A 16,172-nucleotide genomic window follows, 5' to 3' on the forward strand; every position below is an offset into this window, starting at 1 on the left:
CCGCCGCAGCCATGCTGCCCCCGCGGCGTCCGATCCAGCCGGCAGACCCCGATCCCATGCCCATCCACCCACCCGCGGACTGACCGCTGCCAGTCGAGGGGGTGACCACGCTCCATGGAATGGCTCTTCCTCGTCTTCGGCATCCTGCTGATCTTCGGCACCGGCTTCTTCGTGGCCGTGGAGTTCTCCCTCGTGGCGCTCGACCAGGCGCAGGTCCAGGCCGCCGTCGACGACGGTGACGAGGCCGCGAAACCCCTGCTGGCCTGCCTGAAGTCCCTTTCCACTCAGCTCTCCAGCTGTCAGCTGGGCATCACCCTGACCACGCTCCTCACGGGCTACGTGCTGGAACCGTCGGTCGGCAGCCTGCTGAAGGAACCCCTCCGGGGGCTCGGCCTCGCCGATCCGACGCCGGTGTCCCTCGTGATCGCGATGATCGCCGCCACCGTGTTCTCCATGATTTTGGGCGAGCTGGTGCCGAAGAACCTCGCGATCGCTCAGGCGATGGCGGTCGGCAAGGCGGTGGCACGCCCGCAGCTGGTGTTCACCATGATCTTCAAGCCCGCGATCATCGTCCTCAACGGCTTCTCCAACAAAGTGCTCGGCATCTTCGGCCTGGAGGCCAAGGAGGAGATCTCCGGCGCGCGCACCCCGGACGAGCTCGCGTCGCTCGTGCGCCGTTCCGCGGAGATGGGGACGCTGGATCCCGGCACCGCCGAGTTCCTGGCGCGGACCCTGCGCTTCTCCGACAAGACCGCGGCCGATGTCATGACCCCGCGTTTCCGCATGGAGACGCTGGACGCGGTGGAGCCGGTGACCGCCGTCGTCGACGCGGCCCGCGCCACCGGCTATTCCCGCTTCCCCGTCACCGGAGAGTCCGTGGACGACATCAGGGGAGTGGTGCACATCAAGAAGGCCGTGGCCGTGCCGACGGCCAAGCGCGCCGAGCTGGAGGTCGGATCCCTCATGACCGAGGTGTTCCGGGTTCCGGAGACCATCCCGCTGGACGATCTGATCGCCGAGCTGCGCGCCTCCAACATGCAGCTGGCCGTGGTGCTGGACGAGTACGGTGGCACCGCCGGCGTCGTGACGCTGGAGGACCTGGTCGAGGAGATCGTGGGCGAGGTCGCCGACGAGCATGACCGGCGGAGGCCGGGCGTGCTCCAGGGCGCCGACGGCCGGTGGTTCTTCCCCGGCCTGCTGCGTCCGGACGAGGTCGGGGCTCAGATCAAGGGCCTCGTGATCCCCGAGGACGGTTCGTATGAAACGGTGGGTGGCTTCGTGATGAGCAGCCTGGGACGCATCCCGGTGGCCGGCGATCACGTGGCGGTCCACGGCGGCGAACTGCGCGTGGTGCGGATGGACGGACGCCGGGTGGACCGGCTCGCCTTCCTGCCCCGTGACGAGGAGACCGCGGAGGGGGAGCGCCATGAGTGACTGGATGGGAATCCTCTGGCTGGTGGTGCTGCTGCTCGGCAACGCGTTCTTCGTGGCGGCGGAGTTCGCCATCATGTCCGCGCGGCGCAGCCAGATCGAGCCCTTGGCCGAGGCGGGGTCGCGACGCGCGGCCACCACCCTGAAGGCCATGGAACAGGTCTCGCTCATGCTCGCCTGTGCGCAGCTCGGCATCACGGTGTGTTCGCTGCTCATCCTGCAGGTGGCCGAACCGGCCATCCACCACCTGATCGCGGAGCCGCTGGAGCATCTCGGCATTCCGGAGACGCTCGCCGGCGCGCTGGCGTTCGCCGCGGCACTGATCGTGGTGACCTTCCTGCACGTGACCTTCGGCGAGATGGTGCCGAAGAACATCTCGGTGTCCGCCGCGGACAAGGCGGCCCTGCTGCTGGCCCCCGTGCTGGCGGCACTGGCGACCATGCTCCGTCCGGTCGTGGCCACGCTGAATTGGTGCGCCAACCACGTGCTGAAGCTCATGCGCGTGGAGCCGAAGGACGAGGTGACCTCGACCTTCACGCTCGAGGAGGTGCAGTCGATCGTCCACGAATCCACGCGGCACGGCCTCGTGGAGGACGACGCCGGCCTGCTCACCGGGGCGCTGGAGTTCTCCGAGCGCCGCGCCTCCCAGGTCATGGTCCCGCTGGACCGCCTGGCCACGCTCAGTGAGGACGCCACCCCGCAGCAGTTCGAGCGGATGGTCGCCAGGACCGGGTACTCCCGCATCCTGCTCAAGGATGACGAGGGGGAGCTGTCCGGGTATCTCCACATCAAGGACGTCATCTCCATCCCGGAGTCCCAGTACGACCAGCCCATCGCCGTGGTCCGCCAGCGTTCGCTGGTGAACATCGACCCGGAGATGGAGATCGAGGACGTGCTGGCCCGGATGCAGAAGAGCGGGTCCCACGTGGCCCGGGTGGTGGACGGACAGGGGCACACCCTGGGCGTCCTCTTCCTCGAAGACGTCATCGAGGAACTCGTGGGGGAGATCCAGGACGAGACGCAGGCGAAGGACGCCGTGCGGTACTGGGAGAGTCAGCGGACGCCTGAGGATCAGTGAGTTCCGCCCTTAAATGGAAATGATTCTCATTTAGGTCTAGGCTGGGGGAAGCAACCTTCCCCCAGCCTGAACCAGAGGTGCCCGTGCAGTCCCGAAAGAACGTGCAGTTCCGTAAGACGACCTTGTCCCTGACCGCGCTGTCCGGCGTCGTCCTCCTCGGCGTCGCCGCCTGCTCCACCCCCGGCAGCAGCGCCGCGGGCACGGAGAGCGCCAAGTCCGGTGAGATCACCGTCGTCGCGTCCACGAGCGCCTACGGCAGCCTCGTCAAGGCCATCGGCGGCGACAAGGTGACAGTCGAATCGATCGTCTCCAAGATCAGCCAGGACCCCCACTCCTACGAGGCCACGGCGCAGGATCGCCTCAAGGTCTCCAAGGCCGGTCTCGTCGTGGTGAACGGCGGAGGCTATGACAGCTTCATGGACGGCATGGTGGCCGACGCCAAGCTCGACCCTGCCAATGTCATCAACGCGGTGACCGTCTCCGGCCTCCAGCAGGAGAGCGCCGAGAGCCCGGCTCCGAGCGCCTCCGCGGCGGACGACCACGGGCACGATCATGACCACGGCTCCTTCAACGAGCACGTCTGGTACAACTTCCCGGCCATGCAGAAGGTCGCGGCCCAGGTGGAGCAGCGGCTGAGCGCGCTGGCCCCGGCGTCGGCGGCGGAGTTCAAGCACAACGCGGACGCCTTCACCTCCCGCCTCGGCGACTACCAGCAGACCCTGGAGAAACTGACGAAGGGCAGCCATGTGGATGTGGCGGTCACCGAGCCGGTGCCGCTCTACCTCCTTGAGGCGGCGGGCCTGCACAACGTCACCCCGGAGGAGTTCACGAGCGCCGTGGAGGAGGGTCATGACGTCCCGGCCTCCGTGCTCGACGAGACTCTCAAGCTCTTCTCCTCGAAGAAGGCCGCCTTCCTCGCCTACAACGAGCAGACCTCCGGCCCGCAGACCGAAGCGGTGAAGAAGGCCGCCACGGACGCCGGAGCGCCGGTCGTGTCCTTCACGGAGACCCTCCCGGACGGCAAGGACTACCTGAGCTGGATGTCGGACAACGTGAACGCCGTCCAGAAGGCCGTGGAGAAGGTCCGGGGCTAAAGTGAGAGTGGTGCGCCGCTGCGCACCCTCCATCGTCCCGTGCTCAGGGAGAACATGAACGAGAAAACGATGCACCCGGCCCCGGCCTCCCTGATGTCACTCAGGGGGGCCGGGCTCGGCTTCGGTCAGCGCGTCCTCTGGGAGGACCTGGACCTGGACCTCAAGGCGGGCGAATTCCTCGCCGTCCTCGGCGCCAACGGCAGCGGCAAGAGCTCGCTGCTCCGCGTCCTGCTGGGGCTCCTCCCGCTGACCGCCGGAACGCTGGAGAGCCGGGTCCCCAAGGAACGCGTGGGCTACGTGCCCCAGCAGAAGTCCTTCGCCCCGGACACCGCCCTGCGGGCGCGAGATCTCGTGGCGCTCGGCGTCGACGGGCACCGCTGGGGCGTCCGGCTGGAACGGCGCGGAGTCCATCGCAAGGTCGATGAGCTGCTCGCCCACGTCGGGGCCTCCGACTACGCCAAAGTCCCGGTGGGCCAGCTCTCCGGCGGCGAACAGCAGCGCCTGAGGATCGCGCAGGCGCTCGCCGCGGATCCCGCCATCCTGCTCTGTGACGAGCCGCTGCTCTCCCTGGACCCGCGCCACCAGAACATCGTGAGCGAACTGGTCAACCGTCAGTGCCGTGATGAGGGCTCCGCCGTGGTGTTCGTGACCCACGAACTCAACCCTGTGCTGCCCTATGTGGACAAGGTTCTTTACCTGGCCGGAGGACGATTCTGCATCGGCACCCCTGACGAGGTCATGAACACCGAGACCCTGTCCGAGCTGTACCAGGGTCATGTGGAAGTGATCCGGTCCGGCGACCGGCTGATGGTCTCGGGCATCCCCGAACAGGTGCACCACGAACAGGAGAGCGAGTAAGTGGACTTCAACTCCGTTCTGAGCGCCATCTTCAACTTCGAGAACTACGGCGAACTGCTGGCCCTGCTCCAGAACTCCCTCTGGGCCGGGGCGGTCCTGGGTGTGCTCGGTGGGCTGGTCGGCGTGTTCGTGGTCAAGCGGGACCTCTCCTTCGCAGTGCACGGCATCTCCGAGCTGTCCTTCGCCGGCGCCTCCTTCGCCCTGCTGATCGGGGCGGACGTGGTGTTCGGCTCGCTGCTCGGCTCCGTGGCCGCGGCCCTGCTCCTGGGCGTGATGGGTCTGAGAGCCCGCGAGAAGAACTCCCTCATCGGGGTGCTCATGCCCTTCGGGCTCGGCCTCGGCATCCTGTTCCTCTCGCTCTACGAAGGCCGAGCAGCGAACAAGTTCTCCCTGCTCACGGGGCAGATCGTCTCCGTGGACGCCGTGCAGCTCCAGATGCTCGCCGTGACCGCCGCCCTCGTGATGGTGGCGCTCGTGGTGCTGTGGCGGCCGCTCAACTTCGCCAGTGACGACCCCGAGGTGGCCGAGGCCCGTGGCGTGCCGGTCAAGGGCTTGTCCATGGCCTTCATGCTGATCCTCGGCGTCTCCGTGGCCCTGTCCATCCAGGTGGTGGGCGCTCTGCTGGTCCTGGCCCTGCTCATCACCCCGGCGGCCGCCGCCTTCAAGGTCACGGGTTCCCCGGCGCTCGTGGTGCTGCTGAGCGTCGTCTTCGCCACGACCTCCACCGTGGGCGGCATCCTCCTGGCTCTGGCCGGGCGCATCCCGATCAGCCCCTACGTCACGACCATCTCGTTCCTCATCTATCTCGTGTGCTGGGGCATCGGGTCCTGGCGCAAACGGAAGGGCCGCAACGGGCGCCGCGTCGAGGTCGAGGCACGTGCCTGAGCCGTCGGCGGCCCCGGCCCGCACGCTGACGGACGACGGCGACCGGGCGCGCGTGCAGCGGCGGACCCTCGCCGTCGTCGTGATCAGTCAGGTCCTGGGCGGCGCGGGGCTCGCGGCCGGCATCACGGTGGGCGCTCTTCTGGCGCAGGAGATGCTCGGCAGCGACGGCGTCGCCGGGCTGCCGACGGCGCTCTTCACCCTGGGTTCCGCCCTGGCGGCCTACCTGGTGGGCCGGACGACGCAGCGCTTCGGCCGGAGGCCCGGGCTGGCGTTCGGCTTCGGCGCGGGCGCCCTGGGCGCGGCCGGCGTGGTGCTGGCCGCGATCCTGTGGAACCCGGTGCTGCTCTTCGTCTCACTGTTCCTGTACGGCGGCGGCTCCGCCACGAACCTCCAGGCCCGTTACGCCGGGACCGATCTGGCGACCGCCGATCAGCGCGGCCGGGCCGTGAGCATCGCCCTGGTGTCCACCACCCTGGGCGCGGTGGCGGGTCCCAACCTGGTGGAGCCGCTCGGCACGCTGGCCGGGTCCTGGGGGCTGCCGGTCCTCTCGGGTCCGTTCCTGCTGGCCGCGGTGGCCTATGCGGCGGCCGGCCTCGTGCTCTGGGTCCTGCTGAGGCCCGATCCGTACCGCCTGGCCCACCAGCTGCGGCGGGAGGCGGAGGACGCGGCGGTTCCGGAGGACGCGGAGTCGCCGACGCCGGGCGCCGCGGGAGCGGCGCCGGAGAAGAAGCCCGCGCGCCACGGCGTCGCTCTGGCCGCGCTCATCATGGTGCTCACCCAGGTGACCATGACCGCGATCATGACCATGACCCCGGTGCACATGCGGGCGCACCACCACGGTCTGGGTGAGGTCGGGCTCGTGATCGGCGTCCACATCGGCGCGATGTACCTGCCGTCGCTCGTCACGGGCTGGCTCGTCGACCGGATCGGCAGGGTCTGGATGGCGTGCGCCGGCGGGCTCGTGCTGGTGGCGTCGGCCGTCCTGGCGACGCTCGCCCCGAGTGACTCCCTGGGGCTGCTCCTGCTCGCGCTGGCCTTGCTGGGTCTCGGCTGGAACTTCGGCCTCATCACGGCGACCGCTCTGCTGGTGGACGCCACCGAGCCGGACAGCCGCGCACGGGTGCAGGGCGGCGTCGACGTTCTGGTCGCCTTGTCAGGAGCAGGCGGAAGCGCGATGGCCGGTGTGGTGATGGCTGCGGGGGATTACTCCGCTGTCACGATCGCGGGCGGGGTGCTGGCCCTCCTGCTCATCCCTGTGGTGCTGTGGTCCCAGAGGACTGGGAGCATTCGGCGCACAACCCCATGATCTCGACCGTGTGAGTGACGGCGGTGAAGCCGTGCTCGGCGGCCATCTTCGCGGCCCAGGCCTCGACGGCGGGCGCCTCGATCTCCACGGCCTTGCCGCAGCGGCGGCAGAGCAGGTGGTGGTGATGGCTGTCGGCCTCGCAGCGGCGGTAGACGGCTTCGCCGTCGGTGCTGCGGAGGACGTCGACGGCGCCCTCATCCGCCATGGACTGCAGGATGCGGTAGGTGGTGGCCAGGGAGACGGACACGCCGGAGTCCTGCAGGGAACGGTGGAGCTCCTGCGTGCTGACGAAGTCCTCTAGTTGGTCCAGGGCGGCGTCCACTGCGAGACGCTGTTTGGTCACCCTCGTCTGCACGCGGGCCTCTGAACTCTGCTCCACGACTACTCTCCTGGTTGTCCTGTCCTGAACATTCAGTTTAACAAGGAGCAGGCGGGGATTAGTCCCATCGGACCCCGGGGCGGTGAGAGGTTCGCCTCGGGCGTTCGGCACAGGGTGTCCGGCTGAGGGGGAATGGCAACAATCGGGTTCCCAGCACACCACGGTGGTTCACGCAGTAGGCTTCACTGCCATGGCCGCTTTGAAAACCGTCACGCTGTCCGATGGCACCGTTCTGCCTGCGCTGGGTCAGGGCACCTGGTTCGTGGGGGACGACCCCTGGCGCCGCGACGCCGAGATCGCCACGCTGCGGGAGGGGATCGACCTCGGCCTGACCCTGGTGGACACGGCGGAGATGTATGGCGACGGGCGCTCGGAGGACCTGGTGGGGGAGGCCATCGCCCCGGTCCGGGACCGGGTGTACTTGGTGGACAAAGTCCTTCCCTGCAACGCCTCGCGGCGAGGGACCGTGCAGGCCTGCGAACGGTCCCTCGAGGTGCTCGGAACCGACTGGATCGATCTGTACCTGCTCCACTGGCCCGGCTCCCACCCGGTGGAGGAGACCGTCGAAGGTTTCGAGGAGCTGATCCGGCGCGGGCTGATCGGCGCGTGGGGGATCAGCAACTTCGACGCCGACGCGCTGGACCGCTTCCCGAGCGCCCCCGCGGTGAACCAGGTGCTCTACAACCCCTCGCGGCGCGGCCCCGAGTTCGACCTGTTCCCGGCGCAGGCGCGGCTCTCCAGCCCGGTGAAGACGATGGCGTACTCGCCGATCGAACAGGGCCGTCTGCTGGACGACCCCACGCTCGGGGACATCGCGGAGGAACGCGGCGTGAGTGTGGCGCAGGTGCTCCTCGCCTGGGCGATCCGCTCCGGGGACGTCATCGCCATCCCGAAGGCGTCCACTGTCGAGCATGTCCGTGACAATGCGGCCGCCGCCGGTCTGGAGCTCAGTGCCGCCGAACTGGGCCGCATCGACGCCGCGTTCCCGGCTCCCACCCGCAAGGTTCCGCTGGAGATGCTGTGAGGGTGCCGGATTCGCCGATGCCGTGACAGCCTGCAGGCGTACCCTGAGGTCATGCAGCTGACCAAGTACACCCATTCCTGCGTCCGCCTCGACAAGGAGACCCCTGAGGGGCCCCGCACCCTGGTCATCGATCCGGGGTCGTTCTCGGAGACCGGACCCGCTCTCGAGGGGGCCCACGCCATCCTCATCACCCACGAGCACGCGGACCACGTGGACGTGCCGGCCGTCGTCTCGGCGCTCGTGAGTTCGCCGGACCTGGTCGTGTATGCGCCGGCCGGGATCGCGGGAACCTTGCGGCAGGAGGCCGCGGCAGCGGGCGCCGCCGACCCGGACGGCCGGGTGCACGACGCCGGGGACGGACTCGACGTCGTCGTGGCCGGTTACTCGGTGCGGGGCTTCGGCAGTCAGCACGCGCTCATCCACCCGCTCGTGCCGCTCGTGGCCAACACCGGATACCTCGTGGACGGGACGCTGTTCCACCCGGGTGACAGCTTCACGGTGCCGTCAGGGGTCGAGGTGGACACGCTGCTCGTGCCGGTGCACGCGCCGTGGTCCAAGATCCAGGAAGTGGTCGACTTCGTCATCAGCGTCCGGGCACGCCGTGCGTTCAACATCCACGAGGCGCTGCTCAACCCCGCGGGCCTGTCCATGCTGGAGGGCCATGTCACCCGGCTGGGCGGCCTCTACGGCACGAGCTACGAGCACCTCGATCCGGGAGACACTCGCGACCTCGGATAAGAACTGTCCTCCGTTGTGTGCTCAGTAGATGCGGGTGATCCCGCCTGGAACCCGCAACTACTGAGCACACAACAACCACTGAGCACGCAACGGGAGGGACGGCGCCCCTGCGGATCATTCCGCGAACGGCTCCCACACCCCCGTGTCGAGGAAGCGTTCGATCGTGCGCTCGTGCGGCGAAGGGTCCAGGCCCTTGCCGGCGAGCCACGCGTCGCTCTGGTGGCTGCAGGCGTAGCGGTTCCCCGGGTCGCACATGAGAGTCACCACGCTGCCCTGTTCGCCGCGCGCGACCATGCCGGCGATGAGCTGCCACACGCCCCAGAGGTTCGTGCCCGTGGAGGGGCCGGCGTCGAGGTTCGCGTAGCGCTTGAGGTGACGCATCGCCGCGATGGACGCCGCGTCCGGGATCGGGATCATGGCATCGATGACGGCCGGGACGAAGCTCGGTTCCACGCGCGGACGGCCGATCCCCTCGATGCGGGACGGCATCCCGGTGGTGAGCTCCGGATCCCCGTCCCGCCAGGAGGGGTAGAACGCGGAGTTCTCCGGGTCCACCACGGCGAGCTTCGACGGGTGCCGGTGGTACCGCAGGTAGCGCCCGATCGTGGCGCTCGTGCCGCCGGTCCCGGCGCCCACGACGATCCATTCCGGGACCGGATGCTTCTCCCGCGACATCTGCTGGAAGATCGATTCGGCGATGTTGTTGTTGCCGCGCCAGTCGGTGGCCCGTTCGGCGTAGGTGAACTGATCCATGTAGTGGCCGCCGGTGGTCCGGGCGACCTCCTCCGCGGTCGAGTAGACCTCGCCGGGGTGGTCCACCAGCAGGCACGAGCCGCCGAAGTCCTCGATGAGGCGGATCTTCTCCTCGCTCGTGCTACGCGCCATGACCGCGATGAAGGGCAGGCCGAGCAGCCGTGCGAAATAGGCTTCGGAGACGGCCGTGCTGCCGCTGCTGGCCTCCACGATGGTGGTCCCCGGCCCGATCCAGCCATTCACCAGGCCGAAGAGGAAGAGCGAGCGCGCGAGCCGGTGCTTCAGGCTGCCGGAGCGGTGCGTGGATTCATCCTTGATGAACAGCTCGATGCCCCACTGCTCCGGAAGCGGCACGCTGTACAGGTGGGTGTCGGCGGAACGGTTGGCCTCCGCCGTGATGATCCGGATGGCTTCGTCGGCCCAGGCCCGTTCGCCGGAACGGACCACCTGCGGGAAATCTGCTGCGCTCACGGGCACTAGCCTACTGGGCGGGCGCCTCCTCGTCGGCGTGGCGGACGTGCCTCCGGAATCGGTTCCCGCCCTGTTCAGCCTGTGGTGGGGTGTTGCCGGAGAGCGCGTCGACGGGCATAGAGTGTGCCTCATGGACCAAGAATTCCCCGTGACCATCGCCCCTGCCGACGTCCACGATCTGGACCCGGACAAGCTCGTCCTGCTCGACGTCCGGTGGAAGCTGGGCGATCCGCTGGGCCGGGAGAAGTACCTCATGGGCCACCTGCCGGCCGCCGTGTTCGTGGACATGGAGACCGATCTGGCGGGTCCTGCCAGTCCGGAGGACGGCCGTCACCCGCTGCCCGATCTGGAGAGCTTCCAGGCCGCGGCGCGGCGCTGGGGCATCAACGACGGCGACACGGTCGTGGTCTATGACAACTCGGGGTCCATGGCGGCCGCGCGTGCCTGGTGGCTGCTGCGAGCGCACGGCCATGCGGACACGCGCATCCTCGACGGCGGGCTCATGGCCTGGGTCCAGGAGGATTTCCCGATCGAGAAGGACGAAGTGGTCCTCCCCGCGGGGAACGTCACGCTCCGGCCGCTGGCGGACGACGCCGCGATCACGATCGATCAGGCCGCCGAGTGGCCCGCTGACGGCATCCTCCTGGACGCGCGCGCCGGCGAGCGATTCCGCGGCGAGACGGAGCCCATCGACCCCCGAGCGGGCCACATCCCGGGCGCGGTCAGCGCACCCACCACTGAGAACGTCGACGAAGATGGGCTGTTCCTCGAGCCGGAGGCGCTGCGGGAGCGCTTCGCGGGCCTCGGCGTCGAGCCCGGCAGCCGCGTGGCCGTCTACTGCGGTTCCGGCGTCACGGCGGCGCACGAAGTGGCGGCTCTGGCGCTCGCGGGCATCGACGCCACGCTGTATCCCGGTTCGTTCTCCCAGTGGTCCCACGACGCCTCCCGCGAGGTCGCCACGGGGGAATGAAGCGGGCCGGGCGGCTCCGTCAGACCCGGCTGAGGCCGAACGACGGGGTGCGATGGCTCCAGGGGCGCAGTTCCTCGAGGGCCGCGCCCAGGGAGAACACGGTCGCGTCGTCGAAGGGATGACCCACGATCTGCACCCCCGTGGGGATGCCGCACGTGGCCATCCCGCTCGGCACCGCGAGCACCGGGCAGCGGTTGGCGATGTTGAACGGCCCGGTCATGTGAGCCTGCCAGTAGTGCTCCAGGTGGACCCCGTTCACGTCGATGCCGTCGAGGTACAGGCCGTCGGCTTCCAGCGCGGCGACGGCGGAGGCGGGACAGAGCAGCGCGTCGAAGCCGGCCATGGCCTCGGCGAGCTGGGCCTGGATCCGTGCCTCGGCGCGGATCCCGTCGAGGAGACGGTCCCGGGCCGCGGCGGCACGTGCGTCCGCCATGAACCGCCGGGTGTACGGCGCCAGGAGGTGCTCCGAGCCGGCCGTGTCGTCCTCCATGGCCGGTCCCAGGAGATGGCCGAAATGCGTGAACATGGTCCGACTGATCTCTTCCGTGGTCCACGGCAGGGAGACCTCCTCCACCACGGCGCCGGCGGCCCGCAGTGCCGCTGCGACCTCGCGGGTGTTGGCCTCGACGTCGGGTTCCACGGGGTAGTCACCGAGCCGCACGCACAGCGCGATGCGGCGGCCCCGGACCGCGTCCACCGCCGAGCCCGGGAGACTCAGCAGGGGCGGAGGGTCCGCGAGCGTGGCGTGATCACCGGGGTGCCGGCCCGCCAGGACGGAGGCGAGGAGCGCCGTGTCCGCCACGGTCCGGGCCATGGGTCCGTCGCCGCGGTAGTGGTCCGCGGCCAGGGGCGCCAGCCCCGGAATCCTCCCGTAGGGCGCCTTGAATCCGACCGTGCCCGTGAAGGAGGCCGGGAGGCGGGTGGAGCCGGCGATGTCCGACGCCGTGGCGAGCGGCGACATCCCCGCGGCCAGCGCGGCCCCCGCCCCGCCGGACGACCCGCCGGGTGAGTACCGCGGGTTCCACGGGTTCCGGGTGACTCCCCAGAGCGGGCTGTGGGTGACGGTGGCGCAGCTGTACTCAGGGGTGGTCGTCCGGGCGTGGACGATACCGCCGGCCGCGCGGATCCGTTCGATGACGGGGTGGTCATGCTCCGCGATCACATCCCGGTGGGCCACCAGCCCCTGCGACAGGGTGTGGCCGGCAATCCCGTGCTTCTCCTTCGCCGCCACGGGAAGGCCGAGCAGCGGGGTGATGCCGCGCCCTCGGGCGTAGCGGTCGGCGGCCTCCCGGGCGGAGGCGAGCGCCGTGTCGAAGAGCCTTTCGCTGAGGGCGTTGACGGCGTCGTCGACGTCCTCGATGCGTGTGATCAGCGCTTCCATCAGCTCGACCGGGGAGAGCTCCCGGCTCCGGAAGAGGCGGAGTGCCGTGGTGGCGTCCAGCCGGTGCAGTTCGGCGGAGCCGCCCGTCACGAGAGGGCCCCGGAGACGAGTTCGCGGGCCACCCCGGTGAGCATGGCGAGGCCGGCGGTCATGTCGGCGTCCGTGGAGAACTCGCGCTCGCAATGCGAGACGCCGTCCACGCTCGGGATGAACAGCATCACCGTGGGGGTCATCGTGTTGAGCGCCACCGAATCATGACCGGCCATCGTCTGGATGCGGCGGGCGGACAGGCCGAGATTCGCCGCGACCTTCTCGGAGAGTTCCAGACCGTTCTCCGGGAAACGGCGGATCGGGCGGATGTCGAAGTCCTTCACGGTGATGGTGAGGTCGTGCTCCCGGGCCAGCCGGTCGATGTCCCGGAGAAGACTCTCCCGGGCCGCCGCCACGATCGCGGGATCGCCGGAGCGCAGATCGGCCACGAGGTGAACCCTCCGTGCCACGACGATGGGGGAGTTGGGCTCCAGGGTCAGCTGCCCCACGGAGGAGACCAGCGCCTCCTCCGGGAAGTCGCCCGTCACGTCGTGCACCTGGAGGATGATCTTGGCTGCCGCCACGAGGGCGTCGTGCCGGTCCGCCATGGCGGTGGCCCCGGTGTGGGACTGTTCGCCCAGCACCTCGATGTCCAGTTTCTGGGTGTACCAGCTCGAGTCGACCAAGCCGATCGTGTGCCCCTCGCGCTCCAGGATGCGGCCCTGCTCGATGTGGATCTCGGCGTATCCGGCCACGTCCGGACCCTCGTCCGTGCCGAGGTACCCGATCATGTCCAGCGCCTGGCGGACTGCCGTGCCCTCCACGTCGCGGACCCGGAGCATCTCATCCCGTTCGAAGAGCCCCGCGAAGACGGAGCTGCCCATGATACTCGGGGCGAAGCGGCTGCCTTCCTCGTTGAACCAGTTGACCACCGCGAGATTGAACCGGGGGCGCTCGCCGGACGCGGACACTTCGGCGTCGAGCGCCTTGGCGGCATGCAGCGCGGCGAGGACACCGTAGGCGCCATCGAAGCGGCCGGCGAGTGGCTGGCTGTCCAGATGCGAGCCCAGCAGGATGTACGGGGCGCCGGGAGTCCATTCGAGCAGGCCGAACATATTGCCGATGCCGTCCACGCGGAGCTCCCACCCGGCGTCGCGGATGGCGCCGGCGAACCAGTCACGGGTCTGGCGGTCGGTGTCGGTCGCGGCCTGGCGTTCGACGCCGTGGCGCGGCGTCGCGCCGATGGTCGCCACGTGGTGGAAGTCGCTGAGGAATTCGGAAGCATTCATGAGCTTCTCCTTTGTCGTGAAGGCGTGAAGGAAGGTGAGTCAGCCGAGGCGCCCGCGGGTCTCGGGGACCTTGGTGAACAGAAGCAGCAGGAGCACGACGGCGGCGGCCGCCGCCATGTACACGCCCGGCATGAAGGGCACGCCGCTCGCTCCGACCAGGGCTGTGCCGATGAACGGCGCCGTGCCGCCGAAGAGGGCGTAGGCGACGTTGTAACTGACGGCGGCCGAGGTGAAACGTGTCCTGGTCGTGAAGATCTCGACGAAGAAGGTGTAGCAGCCGCCGCCGTAGACGCAGAGGGCCACCACGAAGAGGGACTGGCCCAGGAGGGCGAGCATCGTGTCGCCGCTCGTGACGAGGGCGAAGCTCGGCACCGACAGGACGGCGAGCGCGGCGGCCCCCGCGATGAGCAGGGGCTTCCGGCCGAACCGGTCGCTGAGCCGTCCGCCGAACGGGAGCAGGATCGCGTACAGGGCCAGGGCAGAGGCGTTCACCAGAAGGGACTGTTCCCGCGTGAGGTGCCCCGCGGTCTGGACGTAGGAGACGAAGTAGGCGGAGAGGAAGTAGAAGCCCATGGCCGTCAGGCCCATGACGATGATGACCTGCACCATGCGGAGACCGTTCTCGCGGAACGCGGCGCGGACGGGGCTGAACTCGGGGTCCCGTTCGGCGCGTGCCTGGTGGAACGCTTCGCTCTCCTCGGTCCGGCTGCGGATCCACACCCCGACCAGGGCCAGTGGCAGCGCCAGCAGGAACGGCAGGCGCCAGCCCCAGGAAGTGAACGCCTCGTCGGGCAGGGAGCGGCTGAGCAGAAGGATCATGCCGCCGGCCACCACGGAGGGGAGGGCCGTCGCGGCGATGGTGATGTTGAGCCAGAAGGCCCGCTTGCGCACGGGGGCGTGCTCGAAGACGAAGGACGGCGCTCCCACGGATTCGCCGCCGGCCGAGAACCCCTGGATGAGCCGGCACAGCACGAGCAGCGCGGGCGCCCACGGGCCGATCTGCGCATAGCCCGGCAGCATGCCCATCAGGGCCGTGGCCCCGCCGATCGCCATGAGCGTGATGGTGAGGACCCGGCGGCGTCCGATGCGGTCGCCGAGCGCGCCGAAGAACAGGCCGCCCAGGGGCCGCACCACGAAGGCGACGCCGAAGGTCGCGAAGGTGGCGAGCAGGCCGACCACCGGATTTCCGCTCGGGAAGAACAACTGGGAGAAGATGACGGCGGTGAGGCCGTACAGGGTGAAATCGTAGAACTCGATGAACTGGCCGACGCTTCCTCCGAGGAGGACCCGCCGCTGCATGACGGTGCTCTTGCCGGCTGCGGCGGTGGCTGCGGCTGTGATGGTGGGGGCTGGGGGTTCCGTGGTGCTCCCGGAGGGGGTTCCGGTGAGGTCGACGGCGTGCTTCAGGACCATGGGGATCTCCTTTGAAGGACTTGCCATCAACGATCAGTGGCGCGGATCACATCTGTCTAATTGATTGTTTTTAGTCCTCTTATAGATTTCCTTTATGAGTCGGGTGAGCCGGCCCGTCCATAGATGAGCCGGCAGGTCTCCTCGAACGCGAGGGCGCGGCGCGTGGCCTGCACTCCTGCGGGGCGCACCAGCATCACCTCGATGGGAGGGAAGTCATCGCTCAGTTCCAGGGCGACGACCCGGCCGCCGGAATACGTGCGGTCATTGTGGAGGCGCTGATTGAGGACGGCGTAACCGTGGCCCTTGGCGACGAAAGAGCGCACCGTCTCGTAGCCCGAGAAGCGGTGACGCACCCGCGGGCTGATCCCGGCGCTCCGGTACAGCCGTTCGTAGTATTCGCGGCTGTGCGGGAGATCCAGCACGATCGCCGGATCGTCCTTCAGCTCGCGCAGCGCGATCCGGCTCCGACCGGCGACGGCGAGCGGGTGGTCCGCGTAGACGAGGACGTGCGGCGGGATCCGTTCCAGCACTTCGAAGGTGAAGCCGGAGCCGAGCCCGAGCCCGTACATCAGCGCGACGTCGCACTCGCCGCGGAGCAGCACCTCCTGGAGGCGGGCGAGGTCGGCCTCCACGATCGACACCGACACCTCGGGGTGTTCGGCTTCGAACGCCTGCAGGATGGTCGGGAGGCGGAACGGTGCGAGCGGTGCGAAGACCCCGAGTTTCAGTTCGCCGCTGAGGGAGGCGGACATGCCGTTGACGGACTCGTAGAGTGAATCGGCCTGCTCGAGGATCGGTTTGAGGTCCTGGGCGAGCTGACGTCCACTCGCCGTGAGTCGCACCCCGCGCGGCCGCTGGCGGACCAGCAATTGGGTCTGCAGGGCGGACTGGAGCTGCGCCATCGCCGTGGACAGGGCGGGCTGTGAGATGTTCAGGGCCTGCGCGGCGGCCGTCATGTTCTGGAGTTCGGCGACGACCGCGAAGTAGCGCAGCTGGGTCAGCGTGAAGGGGCGTGACATGCCTCCATGGTGGCATCCCGGTCATCCCGCCGCGCCTCCTGACCGGCCGTCTG

Annotated in this window: 15 protein-coding genes; 9 read left to right on the forward strand and 6 right to left on the reverse strand. The window is 69.1% G+C overall.

The features are described from left to right. The first annotated feature begins 114 nt into the window (after positions 1–114). From BLV63_RS07555 to BLV63_RS07580, 6 genes are all read left to right on the forward strand, one after another. Positions 115–1,434, forward strand: a complete 1,320-nt coding sequence (locus tag BLV63_RS07555; RefSeq protein WP_066210990.1) for a hemolysin family protein — start codon at positions 115–117, stop codon at positions 1,432–1,434. After that, positions 1,427–2,509 carry a hemolysin family protein gene (locus tag BLV63_RS07560; protein ID WP_066210987.1) on the forward strand — a complete coding sequence of 361 codons (1,083 nt, stop codon included), beginning with the start codon at positions 1,427–1,429 and terminating at the stop codon, positions 2,507–2,509. The genes BLV63_RS07555 and BLV63_RS07560 overlap by 8 nt, the downstream gene beginning before the upstream one ends. Positions 2,510–2,592: 83 nt before the next feature. Next, positions 2,593–3,603 (forward strand): metal ABC transporter solute-binding protein, Zn/Mn family, encoded by a 1,011-nt coding sequence (locus tag BLV63_RS07565; RefSeq protein ID WP_254780514.1) that lies wholly within the window; start codon positions 2,593–2,595, stop codon positions 3,601–3,603. A 93-nt stretch (positions 3,604–3,696) separates the two neighbouring features. After that, a complete protein-coding gene (locus tag BLV63_RS07570; RefSeq protein ID WP_066211956.1) occupies positions 3,697–4,461 on the forward strand; it encodes a metal ABC transporter ATP-binding protein in 765 nt (254 codons plus the stop codon). Further along, on the forward strand, positions 4,462–5,346 hold the full coding sequence (locus BLV63_RS07575; RefSeq protein ID WP_066210983.1) for a metal ABC transporter permease: 885 nt from the start codon (positions 4,462–4,464) through the stop codon (positions 5,344–5,346). Next, positions 5,339–6,652: an MFS transporter gene (locus BLV63_RS07580; RefSeq protein WP_066210982.1), complete on the forward strand. Its 1,314-nt coding sequence runs from the start codon at positions 5,339–5,341 to the stop codon at positions 6,650–6,652. Before BLV63_RS07575 ends, BLV63_RS07580 begins: the two co-directional genes overlap by 8 nt. On the opposite strand, the gene BLV63_RS07585 is transcribed toward BLV63_RS07580, so the two are convergent. Continuing rightward, positions 6,594–7,031 carry a Fur family transcriptional regulator gene (locus BLV63_RS07585; protein ID WP_066210981.1) on the reverse strand — a complete coding sequence of 146 codons (438 nt, stop codon included), beginning with the start codon at positions 7,029–7,031 and terminating at the stop codon, positions 6,594–6,596. The genes BLV63_RS07580 and BLV63_RS07585 overlap by 59 nt on opposite strands. Positions 7,032–7,221: 190 nt before the next feature. On the opposite strand from BLV63_RS07585, the gene BLV63_RS07590 reads away from it, so the two are divergent. Together BLV63_RS07590 and BLV63_RS07595 are read left to right on the forward strand one after the other, a co-directional pair. Continuing rightward, a complete protein-coding gene (locus BLV63_RS07590) occupies positions 7,222–8,055 on the forward strand; it encodes an aldo/keto reductase (protein ID WP_066210980.1) in 834 nt (277 codons plus the stop codon). Between the two features lie 51 nt (positions 8,056–8,106). Next, positions 8,107–8,793, forward strand: coding sequence for an MBL fold metallo-hydrolase (locus tag BLV63_RS07595; RefSeq protein ID WP_066210979.1), 687 nt, complete (start codon positions 8,107–8,109; stop codon positions 8,791–8,793). Positions 8,794–8,907: 114 nt separating this feature from the next. Here the strand turns inward: BLV63_RS07595 and BLV63_RS07600 are convergent, their stop codons facing one another. After that, on the reverse strand, positions 8,908–10,017 hold the full coding sequence (locus tag BLV63_RS07600) for a PLP-dependent cysteine synthase family protein (RefSeq protein WP_254780516.1): 1,110 nt from the start codon (positions 10,015–10,017) through the stop codon (positions 8,908–8,910). A 130-nt stretch (positions 10,018–10,147) separates the two neighbouring features. Here BLV63_RS07600 and BLV63_RS07605 point away from each other — a divergent pair, with 130 nt between their 5' ends. Continuing rightward, positions 10,148–10,987, forward strand: coding sequence for a sulfurtransferase (locus BLV63_RS07605; protein ID WP_066210978.1), 840 nt, complete (start codon positions 10,148–10,150; stop codon positions 10,985–10,987). Between the two features lie 19 nt (positions 10,988–11,006). Here the strand turns inward: BLV63_RS07605 and BLV63_RS07610 are convergent, their stop codons facing one another. The 4 genes from BLV63_RS07610 to BLV63_RS07625 all read right to left on the reverse strand — a co-directional run bounded on the left by BLV63_RS07610 (position 11,007) and on the right by BLV63_RS07625 (position 16,119). Next, positions 11,007–12,458, reverse strand: coding sequence for an amidase (locus tag BLV63_RS07610; RefSeq protein ID WP_066210976.1), 1,452 nt, complete (start codon positions 12,456–12,458; stop codon positions 11,007–11,009). Next, complete coding sequence (locus BLV63_RS07615; protein ID WP_066210974.1) at positions 12,455–13,687, reverse strand: M20 family metallo-hydrolase; 1,233 nt, start codon at positions 13,685–13,687, stop codon at positions 12,455–12,457. The genes BLV63_RS07610 and BLV63_RS07615 overlap by 4 nt, the downstream gene beginning before the upstream one ends. A 39-nt stretch (positions 13,688–13,726) precedes the next feature. After that, complete coding sequence (locus BLV63_RS07620; protein ID WP_082724004.1) at positions 13,727–15,100, reverse strand: MFS transporter; 1,374 nt, start codon at positions 15,098–15,100, stop codon at positions 13,727–13,729. Between the two features lie 92 nt (positions 15,101–15,192). Further along, positions 15,193–16,119 (reverse strand): LysR family transcriptional regulator, encoded by a 927-nt coding sequence (locus tag BLV63_RS07625; protein WP_066210973.1) that lies wholly within the window; start codon positions 16,117–16,119, stop codon positions 15,193–15,195. Positions 16,120–16,172 lie beyond the last annotated feature (53 nt).

The organism is Arthrobacter woluwensis, assembly GCF_900105345.1.
Taxonomy (GTDB): domain Bacteria; phylum Actinomycetota; class Actinomycetes; order Actinomycetales; family Micrococcaceae; genus Arthrobacter_E; species Arthrobacter_E woluwensis.